The sequence below is a fragment of the Paenibacillus sp. JJ-223 genome, from assembly GCF_927798175.1.
In the GTDB taxonomy this organism is placed as follows: Bacteria; Bacillota; Bacilli; order Paenibacillales; family Paenibacillaceae; genus Paenibacillus; species Paenibacillus hubeiensis.
Genome location: NZ_CAKMMP010000001.1, coordinates 466,765 through 481,848, shown reverse-complemented (window position 1 = coordinate 481,848; position 15,084 = coordinate 466,765). Strand labels below are relative to the sequence as shown.

The following is a 15,084-nucleotide window of genomic DNA, read 5'->3' as shown; positions in this document are numbered from 1 at the left end:
AAGAGACTCCCTTCATTCAACAAAATACGTTACATTGATTCACTCCACATTGGAGAAAATACGCACGGTTAGCCCATCTTGAAATCCCTCAAGAGAAGCGGTCAAATCCGCATGATTAAGAAAAGAAAGAGCTCTGCTATCTGTATTTACTGTTGGCTTTAAAGCCCCATTTACAGACTGGTTAACAATGTGCAGTTGACATGATTCGCCATGATAATCTGTACCCTCCAAGGTATACACCGCTCGAACATGGACTAATTTATCTTCCAAGTGATCCTGAATATCTACTGCTCCTGGTAAAATTAAACCTTTGAAGTACGGACTCTCGCTTTCTCCTGTGAAATAAACTGCAGTTTGTCTTCCAGCACCTTCTTCCATACGTACCTCGCTGCCCGTAATCTGAACATCGATTGTCAAAACTTCTTTCCTGCCCAGTAAAAATTGCTGAATGGATATCATCGAACTGCTTGTTTGTTTCTCCGTAAATTGATGTCCGGCTCCTCTGACCAGTTGCAAGTGACATTGACCTGGCGCATACGATTCTTGGGCTTTAATAGAATAACTATAATGTACGATTTCATCCGCAGTACCATGGATAAGCAGCACCGGTCCGTTATACGGAATGATCTCTTCGAACGGATTCATATTAACCACTGTTTCATGGAAGCTCTTGCTAATGGACATCCTCCCGCAATCAATAACTTCCGGAACATGTTCGACATCATATGAAGAGCTGGCTAAAGCACCTTTACGAGCATCATCGGGGATACAAAATGCTGGATAAAGCAGAATTAACGATTCTACTTCATGTGCGCGCTGAGCTGCTGTCAATGCTGATACAAACCCTCCCTGACTGAAGCCGATTAACGTCAGACGATTCTGATCAATGTAAGGTAATCCTTTAACATAATCCATCACCGCCATTAAATCCTCACATTCAGTCAGCACCGTCATATCTGTTGATGCCCCGTCACTTCTTCCTTCTCCATGAGCAGAACCTCCACAAAAATCAAAACTATAGGATGCGTAACCCCATGATGCAAAAGTTCTGCAGCATTCACCTAAATCGTTGGAATTCCCACCAAATCCATGACTAACAATAACGGCTGGAAGGCTATTTCCCTTCGGTAGAAATTCTGTACCGCGAATCGTTAACCTGTCCCTTTTACAACTAAAATCACGTTCTACAACATGGCTGCACATCGTTCAACATCTCCTTTAACAAATAAACTCGCTTTCAACCCACTTATTGCCATTATATTATAAACTGAATAACGCCGCTCAAATTTCCCATGATATCAACTAGTTTAGCTTAATTGACGTAATGTCATGTCCCTCCCTCAGCGGCTGCCGATTCACGGATTTCGTCTCCTGCCCAGGATTCAACACGGTCCAGATCATGAAGCTCTGCCGTTGTTCCCTGTACCTGACTCTCCGCCGAAAGCGCATTGAAGATGGATTTTCTCTTTTTCATTCTCCAACCTCCCCACTCTCCCGTTCATGATCAAGCGGTGAATTACCGGTTTCTGTAGTCTCGAACTCATCGGCTTCAAGTATGTTCCGAACGTAATCCTTCAGTTCATTGTCGTTTGTTACGCCAAGTACAGCTGCTCTTCCGACATAGGTTTCTTTAAGCAGCTTCATCGGCGGGATTTGCTCACTTGCCTCCATTTTGCTCTTGTAACCAACCGATGCCAGCTGCCACATATCATTTACCGACAAATTCGTGTCGATATACGGACTGACTTCTTGGAGGATCGATGGAAGCTTCATGATGGATGTTGTGCTTTTCATTTTTTCGACGATGGCATTGGCAAAATCGCGCTGCCGCTTCGTTCGGGAATAATCCGATAGGGCATCATGGCGGAAACGAACATATTGAAGTGCTGTCTTCCCGTCAAGATGCTGCTCCCCTTCCTTCAGGTTGATATCGTACTCATGATGATCAGCTTTACTTTCATAAGTCATATCCTTCTCCACATAGAAATCGACGCCACCGACTGCATCCACGAGTTTGATAAAGCCTTGGAAGTCTGTGTATACGTAAAATTGGACCGGTATACCAAGCAGCTCGCTTACGGCGCGCATTGCCGTTTTAGGTCCATGGGTGACCGCTGTGTTAATGCGGTTCTTCCCATGCTCCGGAATATCAGTATAGGTATCCCGAAGAATGGAAAACACATGAATACGTTTTTTAACAGGGTCGAGGGAAACAACCATCATGCTGTCAGATCTCGGAATCCCGTTTTTCTTGTTGCCGCGTGCATCTACGCCCATCAGCAAAATATTAACAGGTTCCTCGCCAGCCCATTTTGGAGGTTCTGCGACGTTCTCCTCGCTCGCCATCACTTGGGCAAAGGGAGAATCCTCCGACGTTTTTTTCAACCCCTCTAACCCTCTGTATATGGATAAGGAATAATAAAGCCCGAAAGCGACAACTGCTGCTAAAATCATGATGCTTATTACCGCTGTAAATTTTTTCTTTTTGAACGCCATGGCGGACACTCCTTTTCTTGGTACTCAATAGACAAAGCACTCAATGTTCCTGTAATCCTTGAACGAGAAGCGAAGCATAGAATCTGCTGCCATCCGGCTTCAGATGAACGCCGTCTTTGTAGAAGAACTCGTCTTTGCCTTCGCTCGCTGCGTACCAATCCACCACTCTCGCATTATCAAATTCATTTACAACATCCTTAATGTTGGCGTTCACTGTATCCTGCCATCTTTTTGGAACCCGGGTTGTCACGACCAAAACCTGTTTGGCTTCCGATAATGATGTAAGCAAATTGCGCAGTTGATCTTTGGAAAAGGGGCCGTTCGTGCCAAGCTCAATAATGATGCGGTCTCCCAACTTCCCCTCCGCACTTAATTGTTGAATTAATTTTCCGGCCTGGGACATCTGTCTGCCGACCTTTCCATCAACGGTGACTTTCGGAAGCTTCTCTTTCAGGTAAGGCTCAACGCCAACCATGACGGAGTCTCCAATGACGGTAACTCCTTGCCCATCGATGGACGAAGATTCAGCTATGTCTGCCTTTAGGGAGCTCATGTCTTCCTTTACTTCAGATGGGGTCAGGCTTGAACTATTCTCGAATGTTTCAAAAGATCGGCGATCCGCTTTTTCTAGTTCACCTTTGGAAGAAGCCTGGTTATGAAAAGCAAGATACCCAAGGATGGAGATGAGGAGGACAAGCCCCCAGTACATCCACGTTTTTCTTTTTTTCATCGTATATTCCACCTTTCTTATCCATAAAAATGGATGCTACGCGTTTTGCTTGACATGTTGGACGAGTAAAGAAGCGTAATATTGAGCTCCTTCGGAAGTGAGATGAATCCCATCAGGAGTAAACAGTCCACTTTTTTCCTCACTGGCTGCATACCAATCGATAATGTTTACATTGGAATAATCACGTGCAACTTCTTTCAAAGCATCATTCACAGGATCCTGCCAAGCTCTGGGCACCCGAGTAGTTACCAGATAAAGCTGCTTGTCTTGCAGCGTATCTATTAGCTTTCTTAGTTTGCTTTGATTAAAAATCCCGTTGCTCCCCAGTTCAATAATGATCTGGTCCCCCAGTTCTCCTTCTGCTTGCAGCTGATCCACGACCTCTTGAGCATGCGTCATCTGCCTGCCGACCTTTCCGTCCACCACAATGCCCGGAAGCATCTCTTTCATGTAGGAATCCACATCCAGTGTGATCGAATCCCCGATTAGTGTGATGCCTTTTCCTGAATTAGACGAACCGGCAGCATCTTCATGACTTGTTTGGGGCATGTCAGCAGTGATCGGCTGATTGTCATTGATCGATGGCTGTTGCTGGTCAGGGATCTCCTGTTCATCTTTTTGCAGTGTTTCGGGAATGCTCACGGCTTGGGCGAATTCAGGCTGATCCTTCGAACCGCTGGTTATCCAGGATAGGGCGATAAAGAACGCAATCAACGTCAGACTTATGCCGACCATGGGTTTAAAACGTTGATGACGCCGGATATCACGCCATTTCGCGCGAAAATGTCCCCTGCGAATCGGTTCTTCGATGAACGTGTACGAAAATACGGACAGCAATAGGATCAGGCCGAGACGCAGCATCAACGGCGCAAATCCAAGCCCTTCACTACTCGCCCCATCGGGTTGCATCAAAATAATCACGGGATAATGCCATATGTAGAGGCTGTAAGAACGCTTGCCAAGCCAGGTCAGTGACCGGCATCCCAAAGCGCGGCCTAGACGACTAGCCGGATGCGCCAAGACAGAGATCAATACTGCCGTAACCAGAGAGAGAAGGAGAAATCCATACTGATACAGCGAATCTTCATACTCATTCGTGCGAAGAATACACATGATCAGGATGAACAGTGCACATGCACCAGTGACATCAAGCGATCTCCGTGCCCCGGGTGAAATCTCCTTCCCCAACTTCCAGCTTGGCCATGCAACCGCTAAGGCCGCACCGATCAGTATGGCAAACGCTCTGGTGTCTGTTCCGTAATACACTCTGCTTGGGTCTGTTCCCGGCACATACATTAGAGCCATGGCCATCGCAGATACAAGAGCCAGCACCAACATGCATGAAAGCAACTTTCCGCGCCGAGGCGCAAACCTTAGAAAGATGAGCAGTACGATCGGCCAAACGACGTAAAACTGTTCCTCAATGGAAAGAGACCAGAGATGTCCAATGGGCGAAGCTGGGCCGAAGCTTTCAAAATACGAAACTTCGTGAAAGATGAGATACCAGTTATTCACATAGAAAACAGAAGAGATAAAGTCTCCTTGCAGTAACAGGAGTCTCGCAGGATCTGCAGCCAACAACCACAATGCAACCAGCAAGAGCATACTTAACATCGCAGGCAGCAATCTGCGAAACCTTCGCAGCCAAAAGTTCCAAATCGATACGTCATGATTCACTTTCCACTCCATTAGAAGCTGATCCGTAATCAGGTAACCGGACAGGACGAAAAATATACCTACTCCCAGTAATCCTCCCTGGGCCCACTTCAAGTCCAAATGGTAAGCGATGACAGCCAGTACGGAAATGGCTCGTAAACCATCCATTCCAGGCATATAACGCTTCATCGGTTGATTCAATTTCCCACGCATTGTGCTTCATTCCTTGTCTGTATTGGGGCTAAATCTCTTTAATCAATATAAACAGCGGATGTCGCCAAAGTTTGATCAAGATGTAAACAAGTTGTCACAACAGGGACATCGTTATTGACAACGAAAACACCCTTGAAATGGAATGTAATCCGTATCAAGGGTGTTTTAACGAAGTGCTATTCAAATTCGATGATAAATGCCGGCTCCTCTGTGGAATCATCATTGGGTATGCTTTTCGGATTCACAAAGGTTTTAGGCCCTTGTATGAACAAACTTGTATTGTCCAGACTCCATTTCATATTCAACGGCAATATACCACGGTAAACGGGCTCGTTATAAAGCACATTTCTGCCTTGCATTTTCCCCACATAAACAGCATCTTCATCTTGCAACGTATATGCAATAAATTTTTTGTCCGGTGAAAATTCAAATGTAGATACTCTCTCCAGAATAACGGAAAGCTCACCGTTCCGCTGATCGTATTCGTACAACGTATCATCTCTACCCAAAAAAGCAAACTGATCGTCGCCAATCCAGATCATTGGTTTATCAGCAATTTGACGCTTGTACTTTGTCTCAAAATGCCCATCGATCAATTTGCCAAGCGCGATGGTGGGCCTGCCCGATTGACGGGTATCAAGCAGCTTAATCAAGGCACTGCGGCCATCATTGGATACCTGGACATCAAGAAGTGTATCATCCGAATTGAACTCGTTTAATGTGTAGGATTTGGATGCCTTGGTCTTCGTATCATACACCCGCAGACTGTTCTTTTCGCTTTCAGCAGCGTCCAGAACCAGATAACCTATCATTTGGCTGTTGTCAGACCAGGACATATTTTGCAGGTAACTCTGACCTTTGGGGTTAAATGTGTCGACCTCTTTTTCTTTTCCGTCACTGGCAGAAATGAAAACAGTCGTGATTGTCGTTTTGTTTATACGTACATCGGCGACATGCCTACCGTCCGGCGACAGTGACATTAGAGAGTGGTCCACATCGTTCTGCATAATGTCTTTACTTTGTTCAAAAGGGAGAGTCAATTGTTTCAACATGAAACGCTCAGGGAAACCTGTACTTTTGAATGAACCCAATAGCGTGTCGATTGTTGACCAGCCCAACCAGTACCCTTTATCCACTTTTTCTTCCGGAAGGCGGTAAATTTTTTTGACCTGAACGGGACTTAAGTCTTGATGTGTTTGTTCGTTTGCCTCGTTCCCTGATATGATGATGGTTTCGTTTGGAAAGCGGGCGCCACAACCTATTAACAGAAGGACAAGCAGAACAATCACGCTTAAACCAAACCCACCATATTTCTTAGCCATGATTGTTCCCCTCCTCTACGGATACATGGTTAAACTCTACCGTAACTGCAGTATGGTAATCTTGACTGACGACAGAAATGGTACCCTCCAGTTCATCGACAATGGATTTGACGATACTTAATCCGAGCCCCACGCTGCCCTCTTCTGGATCTTTGGAATGAGCGAAGTAGAAAGGTTCGAACAGCTTGGAAAGCTGCTCCGCATCAATGGGATCACTTGGATTGTCAATGATAAAACGGACTTTCCCGTCCGTACGAAGCCCTTTTACCGTTATCTCGGAGAAGTCCAAACTGTATTTAATAGCATTATCCAGCAGGTTAATAAAGAGTTGCCGAATTCGTTCCTCCTGGGCGAGCATGTATAATTCGGTCTCCATGTCTACAGATATGCTTTTTTTGTAGCGTTGTGCACGTATGGACATGGATTCGCATACATCTCCTAGAACGGCTCCGACTTCAATGCGGTCGAGTTCATGGTTGGTTGCATGACGACGCGAGACTTCAAGCAGCTTGAGCACCATCTTATGAAGACGTTTGCTCTCTTCGATGATGTGGTTCATGCCTTTTTCAAAAAAGGTGCGATCCCTCTCTCCATTCGCCTTGATCAATTCTGCATAGCCCAATATGGAAGTTAAAGGTGTTTTGAGTTCATGGGTAACATTATCAAAGAAACGCTTTTCCTGCTCATGAAGATCCTTGAGTTGATCCCGATCTTTTCGGATAATGTTCATTTGCAGGCCGATCTGATCAATCATGTCATTAAAATTTTCGGCAAGCCGTCCGATCTCATCCTTTCGTTTGAACCGGATGCGAACGTCCAGATTGCCATTCTTCACTTCGGACGAGGCACGGGCCAGTTTCCCAAGTGGAAGAGTAATGTGTCTTGACAGAATGAAAGAAAATAAAAAAGTAACTGCAAAAATAGCAAGTGTGATATAGAGCGTAGTATCCAGAATTCGACTGCTTTGCTGATACAGCTGGCTAAAGTCCTTGTAGAAACGTAGAATCCCTACTTTTGATCCATCGATCACGACGGGGTAAGAGAACAGAACCGTTGTTTTGTCATCGTCATAATTGATGTTATACGCAGTTTTTCCATCGATCGCTTCTTGCAGATCCGTTCTCTGCGGCTGTGAAAATAAAGACTTGTCCGAGGCAAATAACATCTCTCCGTCAAGGGTATATACGCCGACACTATTTCCAGTGGCATGATTCAAATTAATGCCGAGTTCCTCAGCCATTTCCCCAAAATATAGCTCGTTACTCGAAAAATGGTTGATCAGAAAGGTTTGACGAACATAAACATTGCTATTATTTTTGAGTCCAACGAGTTCGGTTGTGATCAGATTTTGGTTGCTTGTATGAATGATCTCCTTCACCGTTTGGCTCAATACTAGAAATGAAAAGGAGAAAATCAACAGGAATCCGAGAAGAAATTTGATGCTGATTTTACGCATGTTAATCACCTGCTTTTGAACTTGTATCCGATTCCGAATACCGTTGCAATATGATCTGTTGCATCCAGCTTTTTGCGAAGTCGCTGGATATGCGTATCTACCGTCCGAGTATCACCTGCAAAATGATAGCCCCAGACAACATCAAGCAATTCAGATCTGCTAAATGTTCTCCCTGGATTCCTCACCAGCGTCATAAGCAAATCATATTCCTTTGGCGTTAATTCAACCGGTTGACCGTTTTTGTTTACAAGCCGTTCTTCGGACCGAATCTCAATATGATCAATACGGATGATATCCGGTTGCGAATCGTTCTGTTGCCTGTGATTGGATTGCTCCAAACGGCGAAGTATAGTTCTAATCCGGGCAATGACTTCGCGGAGGTCAAATGGCTTGGTGATATAATCATCTGCGCCGAACTCTAGTCCAAGCACTTTATCCGTTATATCGGATTTGGCCGTTATCATGAAGATGGGGATGTTATACTCGGCGGTAACCTTTTTGCATATATCCAGCCCGCTCTGGTCTGGAAGCATCCAGTCCAGGAGCAGCAGATCAGGCTGAAAGGACTGAATTTCGCTTATTCCATCGGCTCCATTTGATGCGATAAGTGTCTGGTAGCCCTCCAATGAGAGTCCGTACGAGAGCAGGTCCGCAATGGGGGCATCATCTTCAATGATTAGGATTTTCGCATTCTTCATTATAATCTCCGTCTCTTCTAGGTACTTATGTCAGATGTAACACTGACATTGTTTCTTATGTTAACGAGTTGTGCAGAAATAATCAATTCTCGTTAAATCGAAGAGTTACGATCATGAGTACTGTGAAATAGTCAAACTTCTTTTGGATGGAAGTTAGATCATGATAAAAGAAAAAGACGAATCAATTTAAGATTGACTCGTCTCTCGTACACATATTAACGTTCTCCCTGTTTTGATTGATCGCTAAACATTTCTCCGCCAATAGCATAACAATTTGCATCAACTTCACGAAATCCCCCTTCTTCTTTTGATTCCGTTACCCCTGACAGAGCATGTTCAAATGCTGTTCAATGACTTGCTCCACTCGCTCAGCTGTAAGCCTTTCAGGCTGCATTAACATATGAATGGCGAGTCCATCGATCAGTGCATACAGCTTCTCTGTCTCGACACCGGCATCCATATCCGGATCGGTCAAGCCCTGCGTTTGCAGCTCCTGGATCACATATTGGGCTGACATATACATCCCCTGATGCATCTGGTCACTTAATTTTTTTAATTCGGGGTAAACAAGCACTTTGGCTGTAAAAGAAAACCAGACCTCCATTTCTATTTTCCTGTCCTCGTCCAACGGCAGAAATTGCAAGAGCAGATTTTTCATGTTCTGCAGTACAGATCCATTCATCTGCAATGCCTCCACTCTCTGCTGCACCCGGTCAGCAAAAAGATTCATGCAAAAGGCAAACAGCTCAGCCTGTGTGGCAAAATAATGCCTCATTGAACCTACGGATAGACCCGCTTCCTTCGCGATATTCCGAACGGTGGCATGCTCCAGCCCGTGGTCCCGGATGACGCGGATGGCAGCAGCGGCAACCATTTTTCGTTGTTTTTCATGATCTACGATTTTTGGCATAGTCCTATTATACACCAAGCTTCTCTTTTATAGTACACTGTGCTATAATCCTTTTTAGTACAATGTACTATAAAAACGCACAACAAGAAAGGAATTCGTGGATGATGGGCACAAGTATTCAAAGCAGACCAAAGCGCAAGTTTCGAGTATTAAAATTCGCACTCCTATTTTTCTGTTCGGTTCTGGTGGTTATCGGGGCAGGGTTTCTCTATGAATGGTATGCCTCTTCTCAAGCCAAAGATGATTTTCCTCCTCCAGGAAAGCTGGTTGAAGCAGGAGGCTACAAACTTCATATTCATAAACAGGGAAACGGATCACCTACCATAATTATGGAAGCCGGTAGCGGTGAAACCAGTTTATCATGGAGAGACATTCCCTCGGAGCTTGCTAGACATGCAACTGTGTTGACCTACGATCGTGCAGGTTACGCCTGGAGCGAGGCCGCGCCCACAGAGCGTACAGGAGCCAACATTGTCCAAGAGTTACATCTGGCGCTTCAGAATGAAGGCATTGATGGACCCTATGTCATGGTAGGTCACTCCTTGGGGGGCATGTATGCCAGACTATTTACGCAGATGTACTCCAACGAAGTACAGGGCCTTGTCTTAATTGATGCCCGCCCTGAGGATGATGAACGGAATACGAAAGCTTTACTCCAACAGGATCATTTCAAAGGCAACCCACCTGCCTCATTGTTATCCTTGTTGAAGTTATCCGGAAGCTTTCGTCTATTTCCGGACTTCATGCTGGAAGGATTGGTTGCAGAGCAAGATCGGGATGCATTTATTAACGTGATTGCAACGCCTTCCTTTTTCCGTGCCAAAGAAGAAGAAGGCAACCTCGCATATACGACAGAAGATGCCATTCGCGGGCAGAAACTCGGGTCCATTCCTGTTCGGGTCATTGCGCGCGGTCTACCCCAGAACTATGCCCAGGCGGGAATTTCAACTGAAGTTGGGCACCAGCTTGAAGCGATCTGGCAAGCAGGTCAGCGTAACATGATGAATCTGTCCAGTGACAGCAAGTTGATCATTGCCGAACAGAGTGGTCATATGGTGATTCATGATGAACCGGAGTTGGTTGTGAAGACCATTCTTGACTTGGTCTCGAATATAGACTGAACGAGACGGATTGAAACATCGTCCTGTGCCGCAGAACATTTTAGCAGAGACTGTCCTTACAAAAAAAACGCCTGACGGCGTCCTTTAGGTTCGAGCATCTATTTCATACGAATATTTCTCGTTGGGTTCGGATCTTTTCCTGGGCCCAATCTGAGCAGCCTGACCGAGACGTGATTACGGTCAACATTCTCGTCATGGATGGAGACTGGCCAAACGAGGTCCGCAGCATCGTGATTTCAAATATATACAAATGCCTGACCAGCATCCTTGAAGTTGAGGAACCTTCACCGAATTGGTGGGTAAGTTTTCAAGTCATAGAAGATGGAAGCTGGGGATCTCGCGGCGGTGTGCTTTCCATACTTGACTTGGTGGAATCCGGAGTCTTTACAGATGAAAAGATAAAAGCCATTCGGAAGAACATGTTACCTGAACAAGACATATTGAAATTGAAAACACCTCCAGTTAATCTCTACATCTTTCGATATAGATGCTTTATCTTGAGGTGTTTTGATATGGGCCTGCGGTCCCTTGCCTTGGATTCACATCTATTCAACCAAACCTAACTCTTCATATACCTTTTGAGAAACAACACCATTCGGAATAAGGCGATGATCCTTCTGATATTTCTTAAGTGATTCGGTTGTATTGAAGCAAAACTTCCCGTCACATTCCCCATTGTAATATCCTGCGCTTTTTAACCGGGATTGAATAAGCTGCACGTCTCCACCAACATCCCCCTCGGCTAAATCCCTCGGATTTTGATTGATTTCTCCAAGCACATGACCATATATCGTTACTTTGGTTCCAATCGGGATTAATTCGTACAGTTCGATGACATCCCGGTTAAGCATCCGGATACAGCCATGGCTAAGGTGTTGACCGATGGAATAGGGTTTATTCGTACCGTGTATTCCAAAATTGCCCCACGGAACATTCAATCCGATCCAACGCGGGCCAAACGAGGGCCCCCAGTTGGTTCCTTTATATTCGACTCTATAATCTCCAACTGGAGTCGGTGTTGACGGATTGCCAACGGCGACAGGGTAGGTCTTAATGACTTGCCCCTGCTTTCGTACAAGCAACTTGTGACGTTCAGGATAGATCGCAATCTCAAGATCGCTTTGCTCATGTATAATCGGCAAGACGGGCGGAGTTAAATGAAACACTCCAAGCATTGCCAACATGATTAGAATCCATTTTTGATTCGTTAGTATCATGTGTTTTCACCATGTTAAGTCAATTTCATATTGTTCAAACATCTTTAATATTTAATCAATAACGACATTTTATACACTTCATTTTGTTGATTTTCCCTCCTTCCCCTACGAGGTCGACCATGGGCTCAAATCAAGTTTTTCCAGTCAGGTTAAACCAAAAAACCGTTAAAAAAAGGAGCTGGTGCTAATTGGCAACTGCTCCTCGCTTTTCTCCAGTAATTTACACAGGCTGCAAACTGTCCTTATAGTATACATGAAACATGATCACTGCTTTCGCTAAAAAGGCTCCCACCGACTTAGTAGTAGTCCAAGCTCCGTTCGGTTTCGGCATTCTAGTTTCTCAAGAATGCGGGACACATAATTTTTCACTGTGCCCTCTGTGACGTATAGAGCAAGCGCAATGCTTTTGTTGCTTTTCCCTGATAAAATTTGCCTGGCCACCTCCAATTCCCTTGGAGTCAGCAAGTCCAGTTTTTCATGATGAGTATCCGATGAAAACCCTTCATGGGGAGCATAGGAACCCGTCAAGCCTTTCACCATCTGCTCTGTTACCCGAGAAGTAAGCAGGATGCTGCCGGAGTTGGCCGCTTTAATGGCATTCATAATTTCCGCAGAACCCGAATCCTTCAGGATATACCCGTCGACCCCGTAGCTTAATCCCCTGATTATATAATCCTGTTCGTTGAACGTGGTAAGAATAATGATTCGAATATCGGGGTATTGATCCTTGACCCGCTTTGCTGCTGTAATTCCGTCCATCACGGGCATTCGGATATCCATTAACACGACGTCTACTTGAAGCTTGTTCAAAAGGTTAAGCAATTCTTGTCCGTTCACTGCCTCTCCGACGACTTCAATTTCCTCATGCAGGCTTAGAATCATTTTGAGTCCTTCCCTCACGATTTCCTGATCATCCACAATCATAACTCTAATCAAGGCAGATGCCCCCTTTATCCATTGAATTCAATTCGGTTTTCCCGCTCACGACAGGAAGCCGGACTTCTATTGCAAATTCGGGATTAAGATGAATCATCATTTGTCCCCCGAGGGCCGTGATCCGTTTTTCCATGCCAAGCAACCCATGGGATTTGTCCAGCGAATGGCTGACCTGGCCGTTATTACGGATTTGCATGTAGATCCCCTCTTTGCTTTTCACGATCCGAATATGGAAACGGGTTGCTCCCCCATGCCGAATTCCATTGGTCAGAGCCTCTCTAACGGTTTTAAGCAGGCAATCTTTAATCTTGGAAGGTTGTTCCTCTATGGATGAATCCAGTTCAAGCTCGAATCCGACCCCTGTCGTTGGATCAAAATTGGAAAACAGTTCGTTTAGCGCGACTCTCAAATGGTCGATCTTGTTTGTGGGATTGAGCGTATCCACCGCTTTCCTTAAACTGGCCATGCCTTCCTTGGAGATCAGCAGCGTTTTGCCCAACACCTCTTTCGTTCTCTCGGGGGATTGGTCAACCGTTTGGTACGCATACTCCAGATTCATGCCCAAGGCAACCAGCGAATGGCCGATGGAATCATGCATTTCCTGGGCGATTCTTGTCCGTTCTTTCGTGATGGTTAGCTCCTGGACCATGCTTGAATATAGCTGCAGCTTGCGATTCGCATCCTGAAGTTCGCTATATAAACGTTCTGTTCTGGTCTTCTCCGCAATAATCGTTCTGAACAACAAACCCACAACCAAAAATCCGGCAAAGTTGATGACATCATTGAACAATTGGTCTCCCACTGGGAACGAAACCAGATCTGGAAGAACGTAAGCGATACCATCCAGACCTACGAGAAGGGGGATCAAACGATCGCCAAAAATAATGAGTTCGATCAATATAAGCTGAATCAGGGCAGAGATGCCTATCGAGGGTAACAGGAGGTTTAGCGCAGCCAAAATGAACATGCTGGCGGCCATGGAATAAACGAACGCACTGCGTTTACGATTAGATAACAACCCGTATCTCCCACGAATGAAGTCATTCAAAGCAAGCGCACCGACCAACGGCCAAACTGCAAACGGAATGGGTCGATCCAGGTTCCATAACTGATGGACGAAAGACATAAACAACAATACTTTAAACGTAAGCAGTACATAAATCCGGTTATTAACGGAGGCAAACAACTCCAACATCAAATCTCCTCACTCCACGTGGTAAATAGACAGTTCTTCCATCATACCACGGTTGAATCTCGCAGAGTAGATAACGAAAGTCATGTTAACAAGACACCCCTTCGAATGGTTACTTTCGTGAATTGTTGCCCCCGCAACGAGCTAATACACTGGTATAGCAGCAATGCCAAGTCAACCTTCTGGAGGGAAAAATATTGTTAGAACTAATTCAAGTAACTAAAGCATACGGCAACCGAAAAGTCGTTCAAAATTTAAGCCTACATGTCCACCATGGCGAAATTATGGGACTTCTTGGCCCCAATGGCGCGGGAAAATCCACAACCGTTTCGATGATTTCGACGATTTCGGAACCGGATCGCGGTGACATAAGAGTAAATCAACAAACCGTCAAAGGACGTTTAGCCGAGGTCAAAAAGATCATGGGCGTCGTCCCTCAGGACCTCGCCTTGTACGAAGCGTTGAGCGCCCAGGACAATCTGGAGTTTTTTGGCTCCCTGCATGGAATGAGGGGACAGACACTCAGAGACCGCGCCCAAGAAGTTCTTGAGCTCATGGGACTGCATGATAAAAGAAATCAAAGCGTCGGAGAATTTTCCGGAGGGATGAAGCGCCGGATCAATATAGGCATTGCACTGATGCACAGACCCCAATTGCTGATTTTGGACGAACCGACCGTCGGCATTGATCCACAGTCCCGCAACCATATCTTGGAGATGGTCAAACAATTAAGCCGGGATCAGGGAACAACGATTATATATACCAGTCATTACATGGAAGAAGTTGAATATCTATGCGACCGTGTAGCTATCATGGATCACGGCAGGCTTATCGCTTGTGGAACGAAGCAGGAACTTAAACAACAGTCAGAGGCTCTGGATATCCTGACAATCACCTATCAGCCGAACGGGTTTGAAGATTGGGAGGCAGTCAGCCGGATCGGGGGAATTCAAAAGATGGAACTGGAAAGCAGCCGATTGATTCTTTCCATTAATACGGCGATCGGAAGCGTTATAGACATTTTGGATGCATTGAGAACATTGGGCGTACAGATGTCCTCTTTTCAATATGAGGAAGTTAACCTGGAGCATGTGTTTTTGCAGATGACGGGAAAATCTTTAAGGGATTAAGGGGGGA

The 15,084-nt window shown here is 45.3% G+C and carries 15 protein-coding genes; 3 read left to right on the top strand and 12 right to left on the bottom strand.

Features of this window, described 5'->3' with window-relative positions; all coding sequences use genetic code 11:
• Positions 1 to 39: 39 nt before the first annotated feature.
• The 9 genes from L6H98_RS02030 to L6H98_RS01990 form a co-directional block, all read right to left on the bottom strand.
• Positions 40 to 1,203 carry an alpha/beta fold hydrolase gene (locus tag L6H98_RS02030; protein WP_236412502.1) on the bottom strand — a complete coding sequence of 388 codons (1,164 nt, stop codon included), beginning with the start codon at positions 1,201 to 1,203 and terminating at the stop codon, positions 40 to 42.
• 124 nt (positions 1,204 to 1,327) lie between these two features.
• Complete coding sequence (locus L6H98_RS02025; protein WP_236412500.1) at positions 1,328 to 1,474, bottom strand: hypothetical protein; 147 nt, start codon at positions 1,472 to 1,474, stop codon at positions 1,328 to 1,330.
• The gene (locus tag L6H98_RS02020; RefSeq protein ID WP_236412498.1) at positions 1,471 to 2,496 is read right to left on the bottom strand and encodes an LCP family protein; all 1,026 of its coding nucleotides are present in this window, start codon (positions 2,494 to 2,496) and stop codon (positions 1,471 to 1,473) included. Before L6H98_RS02020 ends, L6H98_RS02025 begins: the two co-directional genes overlap by 4 nt.
• A 40-nt stretch (positions 2,497 to 2,536) precedes the next feature.
• Positions 2,537 to 3,226 carry a hypothetical protein gene (locus tag L6H98_RS02015; RefSeq protein ID WP_236412496.1) on the bottom strand — a complete coding sequence of 230 codons (690 nt, stop codon included), beginning with the start codon at positions 3,224 to 3,226 and terminating at the stop codon, positions 2,537 to 2,539.
• 36 nt (positions 3,227 to 3,262) lie between these two features.
• Complete coding sequence (locus L6H98_RS02010) at positions 3,263 to 5,095, bottom strand: acyltransferase family protein (protein WP_236412494.1); 1,833 nt, start codon at positions 5,093 to 5,095, stop codon at positions 3,263 to 3,265.
• A 176-nt stretch (positions 5,096 to 5,271) separates the two neighbouring features.
• A complete protein-coding gene (locus L6H98_RS02005) occupies positions 5,272 to 6,417 on the bottom strand; it encodes a WD40 repeat domain-containing protein (protein WP_236412492.1) in 1,146 nt (381 codons plus the stop codon).
• On the bottom strand, positions 6,410 to 7,873 hold the full coding sequence (locus L6H98_RS02000) for a HAMP domain-containing sensor histidine kinase (RefSeq protein ID WP_236412490.1): 1,464 nt from the start codon (positions 7,871 to 7,873) through the stop codon (positions 6,410 to 6,412). The genes L6H98_RS02005 and L6H98_RS02000 overlap by 8 nt, the downstream gene beginning before the upstream one ends.
• 5 nt (positions 7,874 to 7,878) lie before the next feature.
• Positions 7,879 to 8,571: a response regulator transcription factor gene (locus L6H98_RS01995; RefSeq protein ID WP_236412488.1), complete on the bottom strand. Its 693-nt coding sequence runs from the start codon at positions 8,569 to 8,571 to the stop codon at positions 7,879 to 7,881.
• A 316-nt stretch (positions 8,572 to 8,887) separates the two neighbouring features.
• Complete coding sequence (locus tag L6H98_RS01990; protein WP_236412486.1) at positions 8,888 to 9,481, bottom strand: TetR/AcrR family transcriptional regulator; 594 nt, start codon at positions 9,479 to 9,481, stop codon at positions 8,888 to 8,890.
• A gap of 104 nt (positions 9,482 to 9,585) precedes the next feature.
• Here L6H98_RS01990 and L6H98_RS01985 point away from each other — a divergent pair, with 104 nt between their 5' ends.
• A complete protein-coding gene (locus L6H98_RS01985; RefSeq protein ID WP_236412946.1) occupies positions 9,586 to 10,602 on the top strand; it encodes an alpha/beta hydrolase in 1,017 nt (338 codons plus the stop codon).
• 170 nt (positions 10,603 to 10,772) lie between these two features.
• On the top strand, positions 10,773 to 11,165 hold the full coding sequence (locus tag L6H98_RS01980; protein WP_236412484.1) for a hypothetical protein: 393 nt from the start codon (positions 10,773 to 10,775) through the stop codon (positions 11,163 to 11,165).
• Here the strand turns inward: L6H98_RS01980 and L6H98_RS01975 are convergent.
• The 3 genes from L6H98_RS01975 to L6H98_RS01965 form a co-directional block, all read right to left on the bottom strand.
• Complete coding sequence (locus L6H98_RS01975; protein WP_236412945.1) at positions 11,148 to 11,786, bottom strand: L,D-transpeptidase family protein; 639 nt, start codon at positions 11,784 to 11,786, stop codon at positions 11,148 to 11,150. The two genes, L6H98_RS01980 and L6H98_RS01975, sit on opposite strands and share 18 nt — an antisense overlap.
• A 309-nt stretch (positions 11,787 to 12,095) precedes the next feature.
• Positions 12,096 to 12,752 (bottom strand): response regulator transcription factor, encoded by a 657-nt coding sequence (locus tag L6H98_RS01970; protein WP_236412944.1) that lies wholly within the window; start codon positions 12,750 to 12,752, stop codon positions 12,096 to 12,098.
• On the bottom strand, positions 12,748 to 13,950 hold the full coding sequence (locus L6H98_RS01965) for a sensor histidine kinase (protein WP_236412482.1): 1,203 nt from the start codon (positions 13,948 to 13,950) through the stop codon (positions 12,748 to 12,750). Before L6H98_RS01965 ends, L6H98_RS01970 begins: the two co-directional genes overlap by 5 nt.
• 194 nt (positions 13,951 to 14,144) lie before the next feature.
• Here L6H98_RS01965 and L6H98_RS01960 point away from each other — a divergent pair, with 194 nt between their 5' ends.
• Positions 14,145 to 15,077, top strand: coding sequence for an ABC transporter ATP-binding protein (locus L6H98_RS01960; RefSeq protein WP_236412480.1), 933 nt, complete (start codon positions 14,145 to 14,147; stop codon positions 15,075 to 15,077).
• The last annotated feature ends 7 nt before the right edge of the window (positions 15,078 to 15,084 follow it).

Bases quoted from the DNA above. Each gene is read 5' to 3' on its own strand.
- L6H98_RS02020 (WP_236412498.1), bottom strand. From the start codon at position 2,496: ATGGCGTTCAAAAAGAAAAAATTTACAGCGGTAATAAGCATCATGATT.
- L6H98_RS01985 (WP_236412946.1), top strand. From the start codon at position 9,586: ATGGGCACAAGTATTCAAAGCAGACCAAAGCGCAAGTTTCGAGTATTA.
- L6H98_RS02010 (WP_236412494.1), bottom strand. From the start codon at position 5,095: ATGCGTGGGAAATTGAATCAACCGATGAAGCGTTATATGCCTGGAATG.
- L6H98_RS02000 (WP_236412490.1), bottom strand. From the start codon at position 7,873: ATGCGTAAAATCAGCATCAAATTTCTTCTCGGATTCCTGTTGATTTTC.
- L6H98_RS02015 (WP_236412496.1), bottom strand. From the start codon at position 3,226: ATGAAAAAAAGAAAAACGTGGATGTACTGGGGGCTTGTCCTCCTCATC.
- L6H98_RS02025 (WP_236412500.1), bottom strand. From the start codon at position 1,474: ATGAAAAAGAGAAAATCCATCTTCAATGCGCTTTCGGCGGAGAGTCAG.
- L6H98_RS02005 (WP_236412492.1), bottom strand. From the start codon at position 6,417: ATGGCTAAGAAATATGGTGGGTTTGGTTTAAGCGTGATTGTTCTGCTT.
- L6H98_RS01995 (WP_236412488.1), bottom strand. From the start codon at position 8,571: ATGAAGAATGCGAAAATCCTAATCATTGAAGATGATGCCCCCATTGCG.
- L6H98_RS01965 (WP_236412482.1), bottom strand. From the start codon at position 13,950: ATGTTGGAGTTGTTTGCCTCCGTTAATAACCGGATTTATGTACTGCTT.
- L6H98_RS02030 (WP_236412502.1), bottom strand. From the start codon at position 1,203: ATGTGCAGCCATGTTGTAGAACGTGATTTTAGTTGTAAAAGGGACAGG.
- L6H98_RS01990 (WP_236412486.1), bottom strand. From the start codon at position 9,481: ATGCCAAAAATCGTAGATCATGAAAAACAACGAAAAATGGTTGCCGCT.
- L6H98_RS01975 (WP_236412945.1), bottom strand. From the start codon at position 11,786: ATGTTGGCAATGCTTGGAGTGTTTCATTTAACTCCGCCCGTCTTGCCG.